Raw genomic sequence first — 17,475 nt, 5'->3', positions numbered from 1 at the left:
CCGGAACCGGATTGATGAAAGAACGCATCGCCATTATCGGCACAGGTATTTCAGGGCTGACCGCCGCCCGCGTGCTTCACGAACGCTACGACATCGATGTATTCGAAAAGAACGACTACATCGGAGGCCACACCAATACACACGATGTCGAGGTGGGCGGCAAGACCTACGGTGTGAACACCGGTTTCATCGTTTACAACGACTGGGTCTACCACAACTTCAACCGGTTGATGGAGCCGCTGGACGTCGAGCGCGAACCGACCACCATGAGTTTCAGCGTGCGGGACGATCGCACCGGACTGGAATACAACGGTCACAACCTCGACACCCTGTTCGCGCAACGGCGTAACCTGGTCAGCCCGCGATTTCTCGGCATGGTGCGAGACATCCTGCGCTTCAACCGGGACAGCCAGGCGGATCTCGACGCCGGTCGCCTGACCCCGGACATGACGCTCGGTGACTACTTCCAGCGCAACGGTTACGGCCGTACCTTCATACGTCACTACATCATCCCGATGGGTGCGGCAATCTGGTCGTCCGGCGAAACCGACATGGAACAGTTTCCAGCCTTGTTTTTCGTTCGCTTTTTCAAGAATCACGGCTTGCTGTCGGTCAAGAACCGGCCGCAATGGTATGTCATATCCGGCGGCTCCCGCGCCTATGTCGACCCGTTGATCGAACCGTTTCGCGACCGGGTTCATACCAATGCCGGCGTGCAACGCGTCGAACGGAATGACGACGGTGTGACCCTGACACTGGAGAGCGGTGACGCGCAGCGCTACGACCAGGTCGTATTCGCCTGCCACAGCGATCAGGCTCTGGCCATGCTGGCCGATGCCAGCGACGATGAACGACGCATCCTCGGCGCCCTGCCCTACAGCGAGAACGAGGTGGTCTTGCACACCGACGAATCCCTTCTGCCGAGAAACCGGAAAGCCTGGGCCGCCTGGAACTACCACATGCCGACCGACCCGGGTCAGGCGGTGGGCCTGACCTACAACATGAACCTGCTGCAGAACTTCACGGATGCGCCGGTCACCTTCTGCGTCACCCTGAATCGAACCGAAGACATCGATCCGGCGAGCATTATCGCTCGCTTCAACTATGCTCATCCTGTATTCACGGCCAAGGGCATCGACGCCCAGCAAGAATACCATCGCATCGGTAACCAGCGCCGGACCCATTTCTGCGGCGCCTACTGGTTCAATGGATTTCATGAAGACGGTGTAAACAGCGCTTTGCGCGTGACCAGGGACCTGGGAGTGGAACCATGGACATGAACAGCCGATTGTACCAGGGGTGGGTACGCCACCGCCGTTACGCGCCCAAGACCCATCATTTTCGCTATCCGATCTTTATGCTGTACCTCGATCTGGATGAAATCGATGCGGTCTTTCGCCAGAGCCGCTGGTGGTCGCTCGAACGGTTCAACTGGGCCAGTTTTCGCCGGCGCGATTTCTTCGCCCCCGAAGCGGGCGATTTGAAGCAGGCGGTCATCGGGCATCTGTGCCGACACAGCGAACTGAACCCCGACGAAATCGCCTCGGTTCGGTTACTGACACACGTCCGCTACCTCGGTTACATCTTCAACCCGGTGTCGGTTTACTACGCCTTCGACCGAGACGACCGTCTGCTGGCCATTATGCCGGAAGTGACCAACACCCCCTGGAAAGACCGCTTCCAATACGTGCTGCTCGCCGACCCGAACCGGGGTGGCGAAGCACCGACTCGCGTTCACCGCCGTCATCTGGAATTTCGGCCGAACAAAGCCTTCCACGTATCACCGTTTCTGCCCATGAACATGCAGTACCGCTGGGTATTCAGCGAACCCGCGGACGAAGTGCGGGTACACCTGGAAAACCACAGCGACGGCCACCGCCAATTCGACGCGACCCTGGTGATGGCGGCCGAGCCGGTCACCGCGCGAACGTTGAACCGGGCACTCATCCGTTTTCCGGCCATGACCGTAAAAGTCACCACAGGCATCTACTGGCAAGCACTCAAATTGTGGTGGAAAGGCGTCCCCTTTTACCGCCACCCGAACAAAGACAAAAAAGGTAGAACGGCATGACCACGGCTTCACCCACCTCTTTTCAGAGCGCCAAACTGACCACGGCCCAACGCTTGTTGTTCAAGGCGTTGAACCGCTTCCAACACGGTTCGCTGACGCTGCACGACGGTGACGCCACCTTTGTATTCGGCAACCCGGATGGTCCGGGTCCACACGCTTCCGCCCAGGTTCACACCAAGCAGGTTTACCGGGAAATGCTCACCGGCGGTGCGCTGGCCGCCGCCGAATGCTACGTCGCCGGTTTCTGGGACACCTCGGACCTGACCCAGGTGGTGCGGGTGTTCGCCGCCAATGTGAACACCACCTCAAAACTGAACCGAACCCTCGGCACCCTGACCCGGCCGCTGCTGCGGTTGAGCCACTGGTTGAACCGCAACGATCGCAATGGCTCGCGCCGCAACATTCGCGCTCACTACGACCTGGGTAACGACCTGTTCGAGACCTTTCTAGACGAAAGCATGATGTATTCGAGCGCCATCTATCCGCGAGCGGACGCATCGCTGGAGGAAGCTCAAACGTATCGACTGGATCGCATCTGTCAAAAACTCGCGCTCGGACCCGAAGATCACCTGCTGGAAATCGGGACCGGATGGGGCGGCCTGGCCATTCACGCGGCACGACACTACGGCTGCCGGGTTACAACCACCACCATTTCCGAGGAACAGTTCCACTACGCCCGGGAACGGATACACGAAGCCGGCCTGGACGACCGGATTACGCTGCTCAAGGAAGACTATCGGGACCTGACCGGTCGATATGACAAGATCGTCTCCATCGAAATGATCGAGGCCGTCGGGCACGACTACCTGCCCAGCTACTTCAACATGTTGTCCGACCGGTTGGCCGACAACGGCAGCGTATTACTGCAATGCATCACGATGCCGGACCAGCGCTACGATCAATACCGGAAATCCGTCGATTTCATTCGCAAATACATTTTCCCCGGCGGTCACCTGCCGTCCGTCTCCGTTTTGATGGACAACCTCAAACGGCACACCGACATGCAACTGGTGCATCTGGAAGACATTACCGACCATTACGCCCGGACTCTCAACGATTGGCACCAACGCTTCAACGCGGCGAAACAGCAGCTGCAGGCACAAGGCTACGACGAGACCTTCATCCGACTGTGGCGCTACTATTTCGCCTATTGCGAGGGCGGTTTCACCGAGCGAGCGATCGCCACTCACCAACTCATGTTCGCCAAGAGCGGAAATCAACAGACATGGACACCCGTCATCGAATGAAGGCCGTGTTCAACTACGCGGCCTTCCAAATCGGTTGGTTTGTACTGGTACTGACGCAATCGCCCTGGTCTTTGGTCTGGGCACTGGCCTTCGCCGCTATCCACGCCCGGATTCTGGCGACACCTCGGGAATGGCAACGCGTAGGCGTCATCATGGCGTTCGGGATTCTCGTCGACCTGGGCTGGCACCTCAGCCCCTGGGTTCAATTCAACGGTGCGGGCTGGCCGATCCCGCTCTGGCTGGTCGGGTTGTGGATCATGTTCCCGCTGACTCTGAACCACTCCCTGGCCTGGCTGGACCGACGGCCCTTACTGCAAATCGTTTTTGGCGGCATCGGCGGGGGCGGCAGCTACATCGCCGGCGCCCAATTCGGAGCCGCCGAGATGGCGGGACCGGCTTATATCCTGATCCCCCTGACGTGGGCACTGTGGTTGCCTTTGTTCTACCTTTGGTATGCGACCGAGTGGCCCTTGCGCCGGAGATTGGCGGAATGACACACACAACCCACACCACCGGAATCCTTTTGCTGGTCGGAATCGGACTGCTCGGCTTGAGCTGGACGGCCAGTGCCCAATCGTTCGTCGGCGTCGCGCATTCATTGGACGATAACCGTATTTTGTACGAAGAACGCCATGAGCTGACCACCAACGATGCCGGCCAGCCCCTCACCGAGACGGTGCGCTACGTCACGCCGGACGGAGACCTGCTGGCGATCAAGCAAATGACCTACAGCGAACTAGCCCGGCCGGCCTATGAGATCGAACACAAGACGCTGGACCGCACCGAAAGCGTGCAGCCCGGTCCCGATGGCGTGCAGGTGCGCAGCAAGAAAACCGGCTCGGTCGAGTGGCCCGACCAAGCGGCGGTTATCGACGGGGGGTTTCACTACTACATTCTCGAACACTTCGACACCTTGCTGGCCGGCGAGACGGTGTCCTTCCAGTTTCTGGCCCCGTCCCGGCTGACCTGGACACCACTGCAAATCGAACCCGAAGCGCAAGACGGACGACGCCTGAATCTGACCCTGAGACTGCAAAACACCCTGCTGAACTGGATTCTCGACCCCATCCATCTGGTGTATGACCGGGAATCCCGTCGATTGCTGGAATACCGGGGTTTGACCAATCTACCCCGGCCCGACGACGGAAACTATCGTGCCCGCATCATCTACAGCTACGATCAGGAGCCTTCGTGAACACTCCCCGTGCACGAGCGTATTTGCCGACAACGTTTTTGGCGCTCGGTATTGCCCTGTCGCTCGCACTGGTTGTCTGGATGCTCTGGCAGGCCCCCTGGGACCGCTTCGGCAGCGAAGGCCGCTGGTTGATGGATCATGTCTGGGGGCAAATCGCCCTGCTCGACCTGTATAGCGGCTTTCTGCTGTCACTGGCGCTGGTCTGGTTGTTCGAACCCCGTTTGCGGCTTAGACTCCTGTTAACGGTCGCCGTGCCCCTGCTGGGCAATCCAGTTATTGCTATCTGGTTGATTTTGCGCTGGAAACGCCTTAAAACCATGGCGCGACCGCCGTCTTTTGACTAACCTGAGTTGATCCAGTATTTTGGCGCCCTTTTGCGCCCTTGGCGGCTATCGCGGATGCACTCATCGGTTTATAAACCCAAGTTTCTACAACGACTGTCTTTTCGTCTGGCTCGCAGCGGCGTCATCCTCGCGTTGGTTGTAAGTCTTGTCACTTCGGGATATCAGGTATATCTGGATTTTCAGGATGAGCGTCGCTCACTCGACAATTCCATCGAGCGCGTCATGGACGCGTCCAAATTCGCCGCCTCCCGCGCGGTGCATACCCTGGATTACAACCTCGCCAACGAAGTCGTCAACGGCATGTTCGTCTACGACTTCGTCACCTATGTCGCCATCATCGACGAACTGGGTAATCCGCTGGCCGAACGCTCGTCCGAACCGGCCCGACAGAACGCCCACTGGTACGATTCGCTGATATCCAACCGCACCCGCCGCATGGAAACCCAGCTCGAAACCGACGCCCTGGGCAGCGATGTCTACGGCCTGCTGCGCATGGAACTGGATCTGGTACTGGCCTACGAAAGCTTCGTCGACCGTGCCCTGTCCACGCTGGCACTGGGCATCGGCAAGAATTTCATTCTCACCCTGCTGTTTCTTGCGGTTTTTTATCGATTGGTCACCAAACCGCTGACACTGGTGTCGACCTCGCTGGACGACATCGACGCCAACAATCCGGACGGCCAGCGCCTGCCGATTCCGCGCGGGCATGAAAAAGACGAGCTCGGACTGCTGACCAACAACATCAATGTCTACCTCAACAGTGTCGAAAAACTGATCAACGACAACTCCCGGGCCCGCTACCAGGTCGAGGAGTCGTACAACAACATGCGCCGCTTGATCGACAACCTGCCGCACATGATTTACGTCAAGGACAGCTCGGGACGCCTGGTTCTGGTCAACAAAACCTTCGCCCGCGCCTTCCAGCTGGACGTCGACGAGCTGACCGGCGAACACCAGACCGTGATACTCGACCACTACGAAGAAAAATCCCGCGAGCTGATCGTCGAAGCGGACAACAAGGTGTTGGCCGACCAGGAAAGCCTGTTCATTCCCGAATTCGAATGGGTCGACCCGGCCGGCAACTACACCGCCATGGAATTGCGCATTCTGCCGCTGGAATTCCGCGGCGAACCGGCCATTCTCTCGGTCGGTGTCGACATCACCGAACGCAAGCGCAACCAGGCCCGCATGCAACACATGGCCTACCACGATCCGTTGACCGACCTGCCCAACCGTCACCTGTTTCTGGACCGGCTCGATCAGTCGCTGCGCCGAGCCATTCGCTCGGGCCAATTGGGCGCCCTGGTCTTCGTCGACCTGGACAACTTCAAGAACATCAACGACTCGCTCGGACACAGTGCCGGCGATACCCTGCTGCGCCAGGCGGCGGGCCGGTTGCGGGAAGTGGTGCGGTCCGAAGACACGGTCGCGCGGCTCGGGGGCGATGAATTCGTCATTTGCATGTCCGATCTGGGCTCCGATCCCGACGAAGTCACATTGCTCGCCAACCAACGTACCGAGGAACTGCATCACACCCTGTCCGAACCGTTTTTCATCAGCGGACATCGACTCCTGGTCACCGCCAGCCTGGGCGTCGCCCTCTTTCCGGACGGCGACACCTCCGCTTCGGAACTGCTGCGCAACGCCGACACAGCCATGTACCAGGCCAAGGCCCGCGGCAAGGACACCTACATCCAGTTCGAACAATCCATGGCCGAAGCCACAACGTTCCGCCTGACCATGGAAAGCGACCTGCGCAACGCGCTGGACCGTGAACAGTTCTTCCTCACCTATCAGCCCCAGGTCGACGCGGCCACCAACCGCATCATCGGCGCCGAGGCTCTGCTGCGTTGGCATCATCCGGTACGCGGCGTCGTCTCTCCGGTGGAATTCATCCCGGTACTGGAAGGCATGGGGCTGATCGTCAAGGTCGGCGAATGGACCTTGCGCGCCGCCTGCCGGGCCGTACGCGACTGGATGGACCGGGGCCTGTGGACCGACTCCATGGTGCTGGGCATCAACGTCAGCCCACAACAATTCAGTCAGCCGGAATTCTTCGACCAGGTGCGCCAGGCCATCGACGATGCCGGCATCCCGGCCCGTTGCATCGACCTGGAAATCACCGAAGGCATGGTAATCAACGAGGTCGAGGAAACCATCATCCGGATGAACCAGATCCGCGAATTCGGCGTTACCTTCTCCATCGACGATTTCGGTACCGGCTACTCCAGTCTCAGTTACCTCAAGCGACTGCCGCTGGACGTGCTAAAGGTCGACCAGTCCTTCGTGCGCGATCTGAGCACCGACAGCAACGACGCCGCTATCGTCGAGACCATCCTCGCCATGGCCCGACACCTCAAGCTGGAAACCATCGCCGAGGGCGTGGAACTGGAAGAACAGCTCGAGTTCCTGAAATCCAAGGGCTGCAACCGCTACCAGGGCTATTATTTCTCGCCACCGTTGCGTGTCGAGGAATTCGAGGCCCTGCTCAAGAACCATCAGCACATCACAGAGACGCTCTGACCCGTGACCTACAGCGTTAAAGAAATGTTCTACACCCTGCAGGGCGAAGGCGCCCAGGCCGGCCGGCCGTCGGTGTTTTGCCGCTTTGCCGGCTGCAACCTCTGGTCCGGCCGCGAGGAGGACCGCGCCAGCGCCGTCTGCAGTTTCTGCGACACCGACTTCGTCGGCACCGACGGCCCGGGAGGCGGCAAGTTCAAGACCGCCGCCGATCTCGCCTCCGCGATCATCGCGCAATGGCCCATGGGAGCCGGCGGCACGCCCTACGTCGTCTTCACCGGCGGCGAACCGGGATTGCAACTGACGGAAGAACTCATCGACACCCTGCACCGGGCCGGTTTCGAATGCGCGGTGGAGACCAACGGCACCCAACAGCTGCCGTCCAACCTGGACTGGGTTTGCCTGAGCCCCAAGGGCGCCAGCGAGGTCATCCTGACCCGCTGCGACGAACTCAAACTCGTCTTCCCCCAACCCGAAGCCCCGCCGGAACGCTTCAACACGGTCAACGCCCGCTACCGCTTCCTGAGCCCGCTCAACCCCTGGGGCGAAGAGGTCATCCTCCCGGCCCGCCAGGACAGCACCCGAGCCGCCATCGAATACTGCCTGGCCCATCCTGACTGGCGCCTCACCATCCAGATGCACAAAGTCGTGAATATTGCCTGACGAGATGAGTGGCTGTGGACGTGATGGTGCCACATTCCACCTTTGCTCCCGCCCCGCCTGGTGGTTTGACCGCGAGGCTGCCGGGTAATCCCATCAGGGGTCGCCGTGAATACGTCCATGTAGGCTTGACCGCAGCATCCATGCTGCGCACATCCCCTGATGGGACTACCCGGCCCCCTCGCTCGAATTACCTCCCTTGCCCCCTACTCCAAAAACAAATGTGATTCCTTTGCAATTATGAACACTGAAACTGATTAGCAGATGTATTGAATGGATGCTGTTTCAGACGAGGCTATGCCGTTAGTACCGGAGGCCGGGGATGCTCACGCAAGGACGTCCACAGCATGGATGCTGTGGTCGAGCCCCCATGGATGGGTACACGGCGGTCCTGGAGTGAGCATCCCCGGCCTCCGGTACGGACCATAGCCACAATATCCAACCCAGCCACCCGACCAACCACAACCCCAAACGACAGCCTCAGAACCCGCAAACCAAGCCGCTCCCCACTAAAGGCCTATGCGACTAACCTTAACTTTTGGCGCGAAATTCTCTAAAATCCCCGCCGCTTACGCTCAGCCAGTCCCGGTTGCTGAACCGAGAACGACATATCATAAACGGCAGCGACCCAATCACTGTTTGGAGAATCATTGTGCTAGAAGCTTATCGTAAAGACGTCGAGGAGCGCGCTGCCCTGGGGATCCCAGCCAAGCCGCTCACCGCTGAACAAGTCACTGAACTGGTGGAGTTGCTGAAAAACCCTCCGGCTGGCGAAGAAGAATTTGTCAAAGACCTGCTGGTCAACCGCGTCCCCCCGGGTGTGGACGAAGCCGCCTACGTCAAGGCCGCTTTCCTGTCCGCCATCGCCAAGGGCGAGGCCGAATCCCCGCTGATCGACCGTAAAGAGGCGGTGAAGCTGCTCGGCACCATGCAGGGCGGTTACAACATCGAGACCCTGATCGGTCTGCTGAAAGACAGTGAACTGGCCGAAGCCGCTGCCGAAGAATTGAAGCACACCCTGCTGGTGTTCGATGCGTTCCACGACGTGGACGAACTGGCCAAGGCCGGCAACGCCGCGGCCAAGTCCGTGCTGCAGTCCTGGGCGAACGCCGAGTGGTTCCTGAACAAGAAGCACATTCCGGAAAAAATCACCCTGACCGTGTTCAAGGTGACCGGTGAGACCAACACCGACGATCTGTCCCCGGCACAGGACGCCTGGTCCCGTCCGGACATCCCGCTGCACGCGCTGGCCATGTACAAGATGTCCCGCGATGGCCTGAATCCGGATAAAGAAGGCGAAATCGGCCCGATCCAGCAGTTGGAAGCCCTGAAAGAGAAAGGCCACCCGGTCGCCCTGGTCGGCGACGTGGTCGGTACCGGCTCCTCGCGTAAGTCCGCGACCAACTCCGTGCTGTGGCACACCGGCGACGACATTCCCTTCGTGCCCAACAAGCGCGCCGGCGGTTTCGTGCTGGGCGGCAAGATCGCGCCGATCTTCTTCAACACCATGGAAGACGCCGGTGCCCTGCCGATCGAAGTCGATGTCGACAACCTGGAAATGGGCGATGTGATCGACCTGTATCCGTTCGAAGGCAAGGTCGAGAAGAACGGTGACGTGGTCGCCGAATTCGAATTGAAGACTCAGGTTCTGCTGGACGAAGTCCGCGCCGGCGGCCGTATTCCGCTGATCATCGGTCGGGGTCTGACCGACCGCGCCCGTGAAGCTCTGGGTCTGGAACCGAGCACCGTCTTCAAGCGTCCGGGCGACGTGGCCGACAGCAAGGCCGGTTACACCCTGGCCCAGAAGATGGTCGGCAAGGCCTGCGGCCTGGACGGCGTTCGCCCGAACCAGTACTGCGAACCCAAGATGACCACCGTCGGTTCCCAGGACACCACCGGCCCGATGACCCGGGACGAGTTGAAAGACCTGGCCTGCCTGGGCTTCTCATCCGATCTGGTGATGCAGTCGTTCTGCCACACGGCGGCCTATCCGAAGCCGGTCGACATCGAAACCCAGCACACCCTGCCGGATTTCATCAAGAACCGGGGCGGTGTCTCCCTGCGTCCGGGTGACGGCATCATCCATTCCTGGCTGAACCGCATGCTGTTGCCGGATACCGTCGGTACCGGCGGCGATTCGCACACCCGCTTCCCGATGGGCATCTCCTTCCCGGCCGGTTCCGGTCTGGTCGCCTTCGCCGCCGCCACCGGCGTTATGCCGCTGGACATGCCGGAATCCGTTCTGGTTCGATTCAAGGGCAAGCGCCAGCCGGGCATCACCCTGCGCGACCTGGTTCACGCCATTCCGCATGCCGCCATCAAGGAAGGCCTGCTGACCACCGAGAAGAAGGGCAAGAAGAACGTCTTCTCCGGTCGCATCCTGGAAATCGAAGGTCTGGAAGAGCTGACCGTCGAGCAGGCGTTCGAACTGTCCGATGCCTCCGCCGAGCGGTCCGCCGCCGGTTGCACCATCACCCTGTCCGAAGACTCCGTGGCCGAATACCTGCGCTCCAACATCGTTATGCTGCGTTGGATGATTTCCAACGGCTATGGCGACGCCCGGACGCTGGAACGTCGTGCCAAGGCGATGGAAGAGTGGCTGGAAAACCCGAAACTGATGCGTGCCGACGCCGATGCCGAGTACCACACCGTCATCGAAATCGACATGGACCAGATCAAGGAGCCGATCCTGTGCGCCCCGAACGACCCGGACGACGCCCGCACCCTGTCCGACGTCGCCGGTGAAAAGATCGACGAAGTGTTCATCGGTTCCTGCATGACCAACATCGGTCACTTCCGGGCCGCCGGCAAGCTGCTGGAAGCGCACAACGCCCCGATCAACACCCGTCTGTGGGTCTCCCCGCCGACCAAGATGGACCAGGCGCAGTTGATGGAAGAAGGCTATTTCAACATCTTCGGCCGAGCCGGTGCCCGTACCGAGATGCCGGGCTGCTCCCTGTGCATGGGTAACCAGGCGCGTGTCGCGGCGAAGTCAACCGTGGTCTCCACATCCACGCGGAACTTCCCGAACCGCCTGGGTGACGGCGCCAACGTCTATCTGGCATCCGCCGAATTGGCCGCTATCGCTGCGTTGTACGGCAAGCTGCCGACGCCTGCGGAATATCAGGAAATCGCCGCGAAGATCGACAGCATGTCGGGTGAAATCTATCGCTACCTGAACTTCGACAGGATGGACGAGTTCGTCAAAGCGTCCGATTCGGTGATCGCTACCTCCGTAGCCTAAGGAGACTCCCTCTCCCAGCGGGAGAGGGCTTCCTCGCTCCCCCTCTCCGCTGAGAGGGGGTCATCTCTTCCTGGCCAAAAACCACACATACCGGGCCATATCCCGATACGGCGCCTGTTCACACAATCGCTTTTCCATCTCGATCACATCCGCCTCGTCATACCAGGACAACACCACCGGATCGGTCAGATCGGTAAAACTCCGCACCCCCGCCTGGACCGTCACCTCGAAACCGCCCTGCTCCAACCAATGACGCACATCCGATGGAACCATCGGCGAAATCGGCGTCAGCCCCCGTCCGTCGCCACCCAGGCGATCGTCCTTGACCTTGTCCAGGTTGCCGCGCATCAGGTTGCGCAAGGCCAGCATGTGACGGTTGTATACCATCAAGCCCAGATATCCGCCCGGGGCGATCCAGTCGAACACACGCTCCAACGCCTCTCTCGGGTCGGACAGCCATTCGAGCACCGCGTGAATAACCACCAGGTCGTATATCCGACCCGGCTCGAAATCCAGCATCGAAGCCCGGGACGCCCGGAAACGCTCGCCTCCCGGACCCGTGTGTAACAGCTCTCGGGTTCGTTCGACCATTTCCCCGGAGACGTCGAAATAGTCCACGGCCAACCCTTGCTCCAACAACCAACCGGACATTTGCCCCAGCCCACCGCCCGCATCCAGCACCCGGGTTTGACTGGACGCCCGAGGTAACCAATGGCGCTGGTAAAGATCCCATAAAACCGCCTGCCGGACCCGGCCTTTCAAGGTACCGTAAATCTGCGACTCGAACCGGTCCGCCATGTGTTCGAAGCTGATGTAAGACACTGATGTTACTCTCCCGATGGTCAGTGACCGGATTATAGCGGGGGGAGCGACCGGAAACCGAACGGATTCGACGTGGTTGAACACGCTGTCTAGTCTTAGCAGTCCAATTGGACACTCTGAGGAGCGCCCATGACACACCGCTTGAACCTGAACCGCCGCACCGTGATCAAAGGCATGATGCTCGCCTCGGCCGCCACCCTGGTGCCGCCCTGGATCCGCGCCGAGACCCGACCCATGATGCGTACCATCCCGTCTTCCGGCGAACGGATACCGAGCGTCGGACTGGGAACCTGGATCACCTTCAACGTCGGCCAGGACCCGGTTCTGCTCGACGAACGGGCCGCCGTCATGCAAGCCTTCTTCGAGGATGGCGGCGCCATGATCGATTCCTCGCCCATGTACGGTTCCTCCCAGGCGACGGTTGGCTACGGACTGGACAAGCTGGGTTACCCCGAATCGCTGTTCTCGGCCGACAAGGTCTGGACCGGCAATCCCAATCGACGGCAAAGCCAGATCGCCGAGTCACTGGACGACTGGCGGCAGGAGCACTTCGATCTGCTTCAGGTTCACAATCTGGTCGCCTGGCGGGATCACCTGCCCCGGTTGCAGAAGATGAAGGCCAACGGCGAGATTCGCTACGTCGGGATCACCACATCGGACGGCCGCCGGCATGACCAATTCGAAAGCATCATGCGCAGCGAACGCATCGATTTCGCCCAGCTGTCCTACAACATACTCAATCGCGAAGCCGAGAAACGGTTGCTGCCACTGGCCCGGGACGAAGGCATCGCCGTCATCGCCAACCGCCCCTTTCAGCAAGACCGCCTCACCCAGTGGCTGGCCGACAAACCCCTGCCGCCCTGGGCGGATGAGCTGAAAGCCACCAGCTGGGCGCAGATTCTGCTGAAATTCATTCTCGGGCACCCGGCGATCACCTGCGTGATCCCCGCCACCACCCGGGTCGATCATGTCCGCGAGAACCTCGCAGCCGCGCGCGAGCCTCTGCCGGACGCCGCCATGCGCGAACGGATGGCCGCCTTTGTTCGGGATTTGGCATGACGTTTTGGGAACGCTACCGTCCGGAAGAACTGCTGTTGTTTTCGGAACAGGTGTATTGGCGCCTCTTCGATCTGCACAACCAAGCCTGGTGGCCGGCGCCCATCATCGCTTTGCTGCTGGGTGGGGGTTTGATACTGGCGACCGTGCGTCCCACCCCGGCTCGACTGCGCGTCTGCCTGGGAGGGCTTGCGACTCTGTGGGTGTTCGTGGGGTTCGCCTATCTGAACGCTCGCTACGCCACCATCAACTGGGCCGCACGGTATGCCGTCCCGTTGTTCGTCGTGGAAGCCGTGTTACTGGTGGCCGCCGCCCTTTTCCCCGGGACCGGCCGGGTTCGAGACCATCGTCGAGCCTGGCCGGGGCTCGTCGGGCCGGGTCTCATTGTATATGCCGTCATCCTGCATCCGCTGACCGCTCTGTCCCGGGAAACGGGCCTTTCGGGCGCTGAAGTCTTCGGGCTGACGCCGGATCCGCTGGCCATCGCCACACTGGGAACGCTGAGCCTGTCGGGCAACCGACTGCCCGCCATGGCACTGTCCGCCGCACCGACGATCTGGTTACTGGTGAGCGCCACTACACTGTTCGCCCTGGACTCGATCCTGGCATGGGTTCCGCTGTGCGCCGTCGTACTGGCCTGGGCCGCCCTTTTGAACCCCCGATGAACCCGTTTTCCATTCGGGATGAAGCTCGTCGCTCCGGGCTATCGAACCTGCTTGTACGTGGTCAACTGAAGGCTGGTTTCGGTCAGCGATACGCTCTCGAACAGCCGGATGGCCTGAATGGTGTCGTCGAATTCACTCAGATTGTCCGCGCCCAGTTCGACAATATAATCCCAGCGGCCATTGGTAGAATGGACCGCCAGCACCTGAGGCACACCCATCAACTGCTTGACGATTTTGGGGCAAGGCTTGCCTTTGATTTCAATCATCATCACGGCCCGGACGGGGTAGTCATCGAAGTCTGTGTTCAGTTGAACGGTGTAGCCCCGGATCACCCCCCTGTCTTCCAGTCGATTCAAATGGTTGCGGACGGTTGCGCGGGATGCGCCGATGTCCGCCGCCAGGTCGGCGATGGCGCGTCGGCCATCCTGGCGGAGAATGGCAATCAGTTGTTGATCAATTCGGTCCATCGCCTTCTCACTATGACAAATAACTCTATCCATTATGGACCATTTCGATACCACTTTGACCATCTTTCAGGCTACTAGCCGCCATGCGCACCCGGTACACTGGTTTCGATAAGACTGACTCCCAACCCCGTCCCCGACCGGAGCCCTGGCATGAAAACGTATTACTCTCCCAAACACAGACTGCGTCAACCAAAAGCGGAGTTGCACGATGGGCAATGGGTGCCGTCGTTCGAAAGCCCCGAACGCATGGACCACATTCTGGAGGCGCTGAAGGCTCGCGGCCTCGATGAACCGCTCGAGCCGGGGGGCTATGGTATGGATCCGGTTCTGGCTGTTCATGATGCCGACTACATCGAATTTCTGGCCAGTGTCTGGGAACGCTGGGTGGCCAAGGGGCATCAGGGCGATGCCGTACCCAACATCTGGCCCGCGCGTACCCTGCGGGACATCCGGCCTCAGGCGATCGAGGCACAGCTGGGGTACTACGCCCTGGCGTCCGATACAACGCTGACCGAAGGCACCTGGCAGGCCGCCCTGGCGGCCAAGGACGTCACTCTGGCGGCGACCGAAGCCGTCCTGGCCGGCGACAGCAGCGCCTTCGCACTCTGTCGCCCCCCGGGCCATCATGCGTCAAGCAGCCAATTCGGCGGTTACTGTTTTCTCAACAATGCGGTCATTGCCGCCCAGTACGCCAGGGACCATGGCAAACAGCGGGTCGCTGTCCTCGATGTGGACTTTCATCATGGAAACGGCACCCAGGAGATTTTCTACCGGCGTAACGACGTGTTCACGACGTCCCTGCATGGCGACCCCGAGCATGCGTTTCCGTTCTTCCTCGGTCGGGCGGACGAAACCGGTGCGGGTGCGGGCGAAGGCTTCAATCTCAACCTCCCCTTGCCCAACGGTACAACATATCGAGCCTGGGCGGATGCCCTGGAAACCGCGTTGACGGCCATTGAGGACTTTGGCGCCGAACTGTTGGTGGTGTCCCTCGGCGTCGATACCTTTGAAAACGATCCGATCAGCCTATTCAAGCTGACCAGTGACGATTTCAGCGACTACGGCAAGCGTCTCGGTCGCCTGGGGCTGCCGACGGTGTTCGTCATGGAAGGGGGGTATGCCGTTGCGGAAATCGGCACCAATACGGTCAATGTACTGGCCGGATTTAACGCTGAACGCGGCTAGTTCAACGATACTCGATGGGCGACGGCGCCCGATGAGCGCAGTCACCATTAAAAACGCTCTACCGCCCCTACTCCGCTCCGGATTGCTCCGACAACCGGTCGTATACCTCATCGGCAATGGCCAGGCAGGACGTCAGCCCGGGTGATTCGATGCCGAACAGGTTCACCAACCCGGTCCAATCCGCACCGGGGTAGGTTTCGATGAGGAAATCGTCCGCGATTCGGCCATTCACCTTCACTTTGGGCCGCACGCCGGCATAGCCCGGAAACAGCTTGTCTCCGTCCAGGTCCGGCAGATAGCGGTGGATGGCCTCGACAAAAGTGGCATGACGGTCGACATCGACCCGGTAATCCGGCTCCTCCCCCTCAAGAAACTGCACATCGGGCCCGAAGCGCAACTGCCCTCCCAGATCCATGGTCAGATGAATGCCCAGTCCACCGGGCTCCGGCGTGGGGTACAACAAGTGTCGAACCGGAAGACGACCGGCATAGGTAAAGTAATTGCCCCGGGCCAGACACACCTCGGGCAGAGGCCTCACAGGCCCGGATTCGATGGTGCGGGCCACCGCTACCGAGTGAAGACCGGCGGAATTGATCAGGATCGGGGTTTCCAGAGTGGACACCTCTCCGTCGGCGTCCCGTACCCGCACGGACCATTGCGACCCCATGCGCTCGATGCGCTCCACCCGGTGATGACACACCACCATGCCACCGGCCTGCTCCAGATCCGACTGCAGGGCCGTCATCAAAGCGTGACTGTCAATAATGCCCGTCCCCGGCGAATACAGACCGGCACTGCACCGAACTCCGGGTTCCCGCCTCCGGACCGCATCCGCCGACACCGGATCGGCCAGTGCCACACCATTGGCCCGGGCCGTGGCCTGAATGCCCAGCAGCTTCGCCTCGGACTGTGCATCGGACGCCAGAATCCACTTCCCCACCAGCCGATACGGGACCTGCCGGCTGTCACAATACTCGATCAACTGTCGGCGTCCGGTCACACACAAACGCGCCTTCAGCGACCCGGGCCGATAATAGAGCCCGGCATGAATTACCTCGGAATTGCGGCTGCTGGTTTCCTCACCGACATGAGCGTGCTGCTCCAGCACCAGCACGGACCGGCCACTCAGAGTCATTCGACGCCCCACGGCCAACCCGACGACTCCGGCCCCGACTACGACTGCATCAAACATGCGCGTCCTTTCACATCTCAATTTAGACACTCGCTAATTTAGCACGTCTGACTGATCGGCATCACCATGAGACGCGTATGAAACTTTTAACCCGCCAGCGGGTCTACATCGAAAATGAACGGCATTGCGTGACCACACAACGAATGGCTACCCGAACCTGCATAAACACGACTCTCCTCTTGATCCTGGCGGGCCTGGGATCGACCAACGCCAACACACTGCCACTGGATCGTATCGACAACTGGCGAACTCATCGTTTCGTCGGGGAATCGACGTTCTCCTGGCGGCCAGAGGAACAAACCTTATGCATGGAGAGCAATGGAACGGCGTCGGCGCGAATCTGGGAGGCCGACGAACCCTGGCGGCTGACCGACACACTGAGCTGGCAATGGCAGCCAACCCGGGTGATCTCGGAGGTCGACCAGCGTAGCCGCGAGGGAGACGACTTCCCGGGCCGGGTGTACGTCGCCGTTCAGCATCCCATATTTTTCTGGCGCTCCCGCGTGTTGGCCTACGTCCATGCCAGCGATATGGCCGTGAATGAACACTGGCCAAACCCGTTCACCGACCAGTTCCACATGTGGGTTGTCAGCACGGGAGACGATATGAGCTGGCGCTCGATTGAACGGTCTATCGCCGACGACTGGGAAACCGCCTTCGGTGACCGACCGGAGCGGTTTCATGCTATTGGATTGATGGCGGATTCGGATAATAGCGGGCAGAGCACCCGGTTGTGCTTGCGGGATCTGTCAGTTGCGGACACTCAATGACAAAAGTTCTGCGTGAGATATCGGACACGACGCACAT

Annotated in this window: 16 protein-coding genes; 13 read left to right on the top strand and 3 right to left on the bottom strand. The window is 60.3% G+C overall.

Going from position 1 to position 17,475, the window contains the following annotated elements; all coding sequences use genetic code 11:
• Positions 1-14 precede the first annotated feature (14 nt).
• The 9 genes from IE111_RS15445 to acnB all read left to right on the top strand — a co-directional run bounded on the left by IE111_RS15445 (position 15) and on the right by acnB (position 11,281).
• Positions 15-1,280 (top strand): NAD(P)/FAD-dependent oxidoreductase, encoded by a 1,266-nt coding sequence (locus IE111_RS15445; protein ID WP_189610327.1) that lies wholly within the window; start codon positions 15-17, stop codon positions 1,278-1,280.
• The gene (locus tag IE111_RS15440; RefSeq protein WP_189610326.1) at positions 1,277-2,071 is read left to right on the top strand and encodes a DUF1365 domain-containing protein; all 795 of its coding nucleotides are present in this window, start codon (positions 1,277-1,279) and stop codon (positions 2,069-2,071) included. Before IE111_RS15445 ends, IE111_RS15440 begins: the two co-directional genes overlap by 4 nt.
• Positions 2,068-3,318, top strand: a complete 1,251-nt coding sequence (locus tag IE111_RS15435; RefSeq protein ID WP_189610325.1) for an SAM-dependent methyltransferase — start codon at positions 2,068-2,070, stop codon at positions 3,316-3,318. The genes IE111_RS15440 and IE111_RS15435 overlap by 4 nt, the downstream gene beginning before the upstream one ends.
• Positions 3,297-3,812 carry a DUF2878 domain-containing protein gene (locus IE111_RS15430; RefSeq protein WP_189610323.1) on the top strand — a complete coding sequence of 172 codons (516 nt, stop codon included), beginning with the start codon at positions 3,297-3,299 and terminating at the stop codon, positions 3,810-3,812. Before IE111_RS15435 ends, IE111_RS15430 begins: the two co-directional genes overlap by 22 nt.
• Complete coding sequence (locus tag IE111_RS15425; RefSeq protein WP_189610321.1) at positions 3,809-4,513, top strand: hypothetical protein; 705 nt, start codon at positions 3,809-3,811, stop codon at positions 4,511-4,513. The genes IE111_RS15430 and IE111_RS15425 overlap by 4 nt, the downstream gene beginning before the upstream one ends.
• Positions 4,510-4,857 (top strand): hypothetical protein, encoded by a 348-nt coding sequence (locus IE111_RS15420; RefSeq protein WP_189610319.1) that lies wholly within the window; start codon positions 4,510-4,512, stop codon positions 4,855-4,857. The genes IE111_RS15425 and IE111_RS15420 overlap by 4 nt, the downstream gene beginning before the upstream one ends.
• Positions 4,858-4,911: 54 nt before the next feature.
• Positions 4,912-7,380 carry a putative bifunctional diguanylate cyclase/phosphodiesterase gene (locus IE111_RS15415; protein WP_189610317.1) on the top strand — a complete coding sequence of 823 codons (2,469 nt, stop codon included), beginning with the start codon at positions 4,912-4,914 and terminating at the stop codon, positions 7,378-7,380.
• A 3-nt stretch (positions 7,381-7,383) separates the two neighbouring features.
• Positions 7,384-8,040: a 7-carboxy-7-deazaguanine synthase gene (gene queE, locus IE111_RS15410; protein ID WP_229805381.1), complete on the top strand. Its 657-nt coding sequence runs from the start codon at positions 7,384-7,386 to the stop codon at positions 8,038-8,040.
• A 649-nt stretch (positions 8,041-8,689) separates the two neighbouring features.
• Positions 8,690-11,281, top strand: coding sequence for a bifunctional aconitate hydratase 2/2-methylisocitrate dehydratase (gene acnB, locus IE111_RS15405; RefSeq protein ID WP_189610315.1), 2,592 nt, complete (start codon positions 8,690-8,692; stop codon positions 11,279-11,281).
• A gap of 60 nt (positions 11,282-11,341) precedes the next feature.
• Here acnB and IE111_RS15400 read toward each other — a convergent pair whose 3' ends face one another.
• Positions 11,342-12,103: a methyltransferase domain-containing protein gene (locus IE111_RS15400; protein ID WP_189610314.1), complete on the bottom strand. Its 762-nt coding sequence runs from the start codon at positions 12,101-12,103 to the stop codon at positions 11,342-11,344.
• A gap of 129 nt (positions 12,104-12,232) precedes the next feature.
• Here IE111_RS15400 and IE111_RS15395 point away from each other — a divergent pair, with 129 nt between their 5' ends.
• Positions 12,233-13,162: an aldo/keto reductase gene (locus tag IE111_RS15395; RefSeq protein ID WP_229805380.1), complete on the top strand. Its 930-nt coding sequence runs from the start codon at positions 12,233-12,235 to the stop codon at positions 13,160-13,162.
• Entirely contained in the window at positions 13,159-13,824 is a 666-nt protein-coding gene (locus IE111_RS15390) for a DUF6064 family protein (RefSeq protein ID WP_189610312.1), read from the top strand. Before IE111_RS15395 ends, IE111_RS15390 begins: the two co-directional genes overlap by 4 nt.
• 38 nt (positions 13,825-13,862) lie before the next feature.
• On the opposite strand, the gene IE111_RS15385 is transcribed toward IE111_RS15390, so the two are convergent.
• Positions 13,863-14,291: an Lrp/AsnC family transcriptional regulator gene (locus IE111_RS15385; RefSeq protein WP_189610310.1), complete on the bottom strand. Its 429-nt coding sequence runs from the start codon at positions 14,289-14,291 to the stop codon at positions 13,863-13,865.
• Positions 14,292-14,441: 150 nt separating this feature from the next.
• Here IE111_RS15385 and IE111_RS15380 point away from each other — a divergent pair, with 150 nt between their 5' ends.
• Entirely contained in the window at positions 14,442-15,476 is a 1,035-nt protein-coding gene (locus tag IE111_RS15380; RefSeq protein WP_189610308.1) for a histone deacetylase family protein, read from the top strand.
• A 67-nt stretch (positions 15,477-15,543) separates the two neighbouring features.
• Here IE111_RS15380 and IE111_RS15375 read toward each other — a convergent pair whose 3' ends face one another.
• Entirely contained in the window at positions 15,544-16,668 is a 1,125-nt protein-coding gene (locus IE111_RS15375) for an NAD(P)/FAD-dependent oxidoreductase (RefSeq protein ID WP_189610305.1), read from the bottom strand.
• Positions 16,669-16,745: 77 nt separating this feature from the next.
• Here IE111_RS15375 and IE111_RS15370 point away from each other — a divergent pair, with 77 nt between their 5' ends.
• Positions 16,746-17,438 (top strand): DUF3047 domain-containing protein, encoded by a 693-nt coding sequence (locus tag IE111_RS15370; protein ID WP_189610303.1) that lies wholly within the window; start codon positions 16,746-16,748, stop codon positions 17,436-17,438.
• Positions 17,439-17,475: the final 37 nt, after the last annotated feature.

This window comes from Saccharospirillum salsuginis, assembly GCF_014651855.1.
Taxonomy (GTDB): Bacteria; Pseudomonadota; Gammaproteobacteria; order Pseudomonadales; family Natronospirillaceae; genus Saccharospirillum; species Saccharospirillum salsuginis.
Note: the sequence above shows the minus strand (reverse complement) of the source record. Positions and strands in the feature narration are given on the sequence as shown.

Bases quoted from the DNA above. Each gene is read 5' to 3' on its own strand.
- IE111_RS15445 (WP_189610327.1), top strand. From the start codon at position 15: ATGAAAGAACGCATCGCCATTATCGGCACAGGTATTTCAGGGCTGACC.
- IE111_RS15440 (WP_189610326.1), top strand. From the start codon at position 1,277: ATGAACAGCCGATTGTACCAGGGGTGGGTACGCCACCGCCGTTACGCG.
- IE111_RS15435 (WP_189610325.1), top strand. From the start codon at position 2,068: ATGACCACGGCTTCACCCACCTCTTTTCAGAGCGCCAAACTGACCACG.
- IE111_RS15430 (WP_189610323.1), top strand. From the start codon at position 3,297: ATGGACACCCGTCATCGAATGAAGGCCGTGTTCAACTACGCGGCCTTC.
- IE111_RS15425 (WP_189610321.1), top strand. From the start codon at position 3,809: ATGACACACACAACCCACACCACCGGAATCCTTTTGCTGGTCGGAATC.
- IE111_RS15415 (WP_189610317.1), top strand. From the start codon at position 4,912: ATGCACTCATCGGTTTATAAACCCAAGTTTCTACAACGACTGTCTTTT.
- IE111_RS15395 (WP_229805380.1), top strand. From the start codon at position 12,233: ATGACACACCGCTTGAACCTGAACCGCCGCACCGTGATCAAAGGCATG.
- IE111_RS15390 (WP_189610312.1), top strand. From the start codon at position 13,159: ATGACGTTTTGGGAACGCTACCGTCCGGAAGAACTGCTGTTGTTTTCG.
- IE111_RS15385 (WP_189610310.1), bottom strand. From the start codon at position 14,291: ATGGACCGAATTGATCAACAACTGATTGCCATTCTCCGCCAGGATGGC.
- IE111_RS15380 (WP_189610308.1), top strand. From the start codon at position 14,442: ATGAAAACGTATTACTCTCCCAAACACAGACTGCGTCAACCAAAAGCG.
- IE111_RS15375 (WP_189610305.1), bottom strand. From the start codon at position 16,668: ATGTTTGATGCAGTCGTAGTCGGGGCCGGAGTCGTCGGGTTGGCCGTG.
- IE111_RS15370 (WP_189610303.1), top strand. From the start codon at position 16,746: ATGAAACTTTTAACCCGCCAGCGGGTCTACATCGAAAATGAACGGCAT.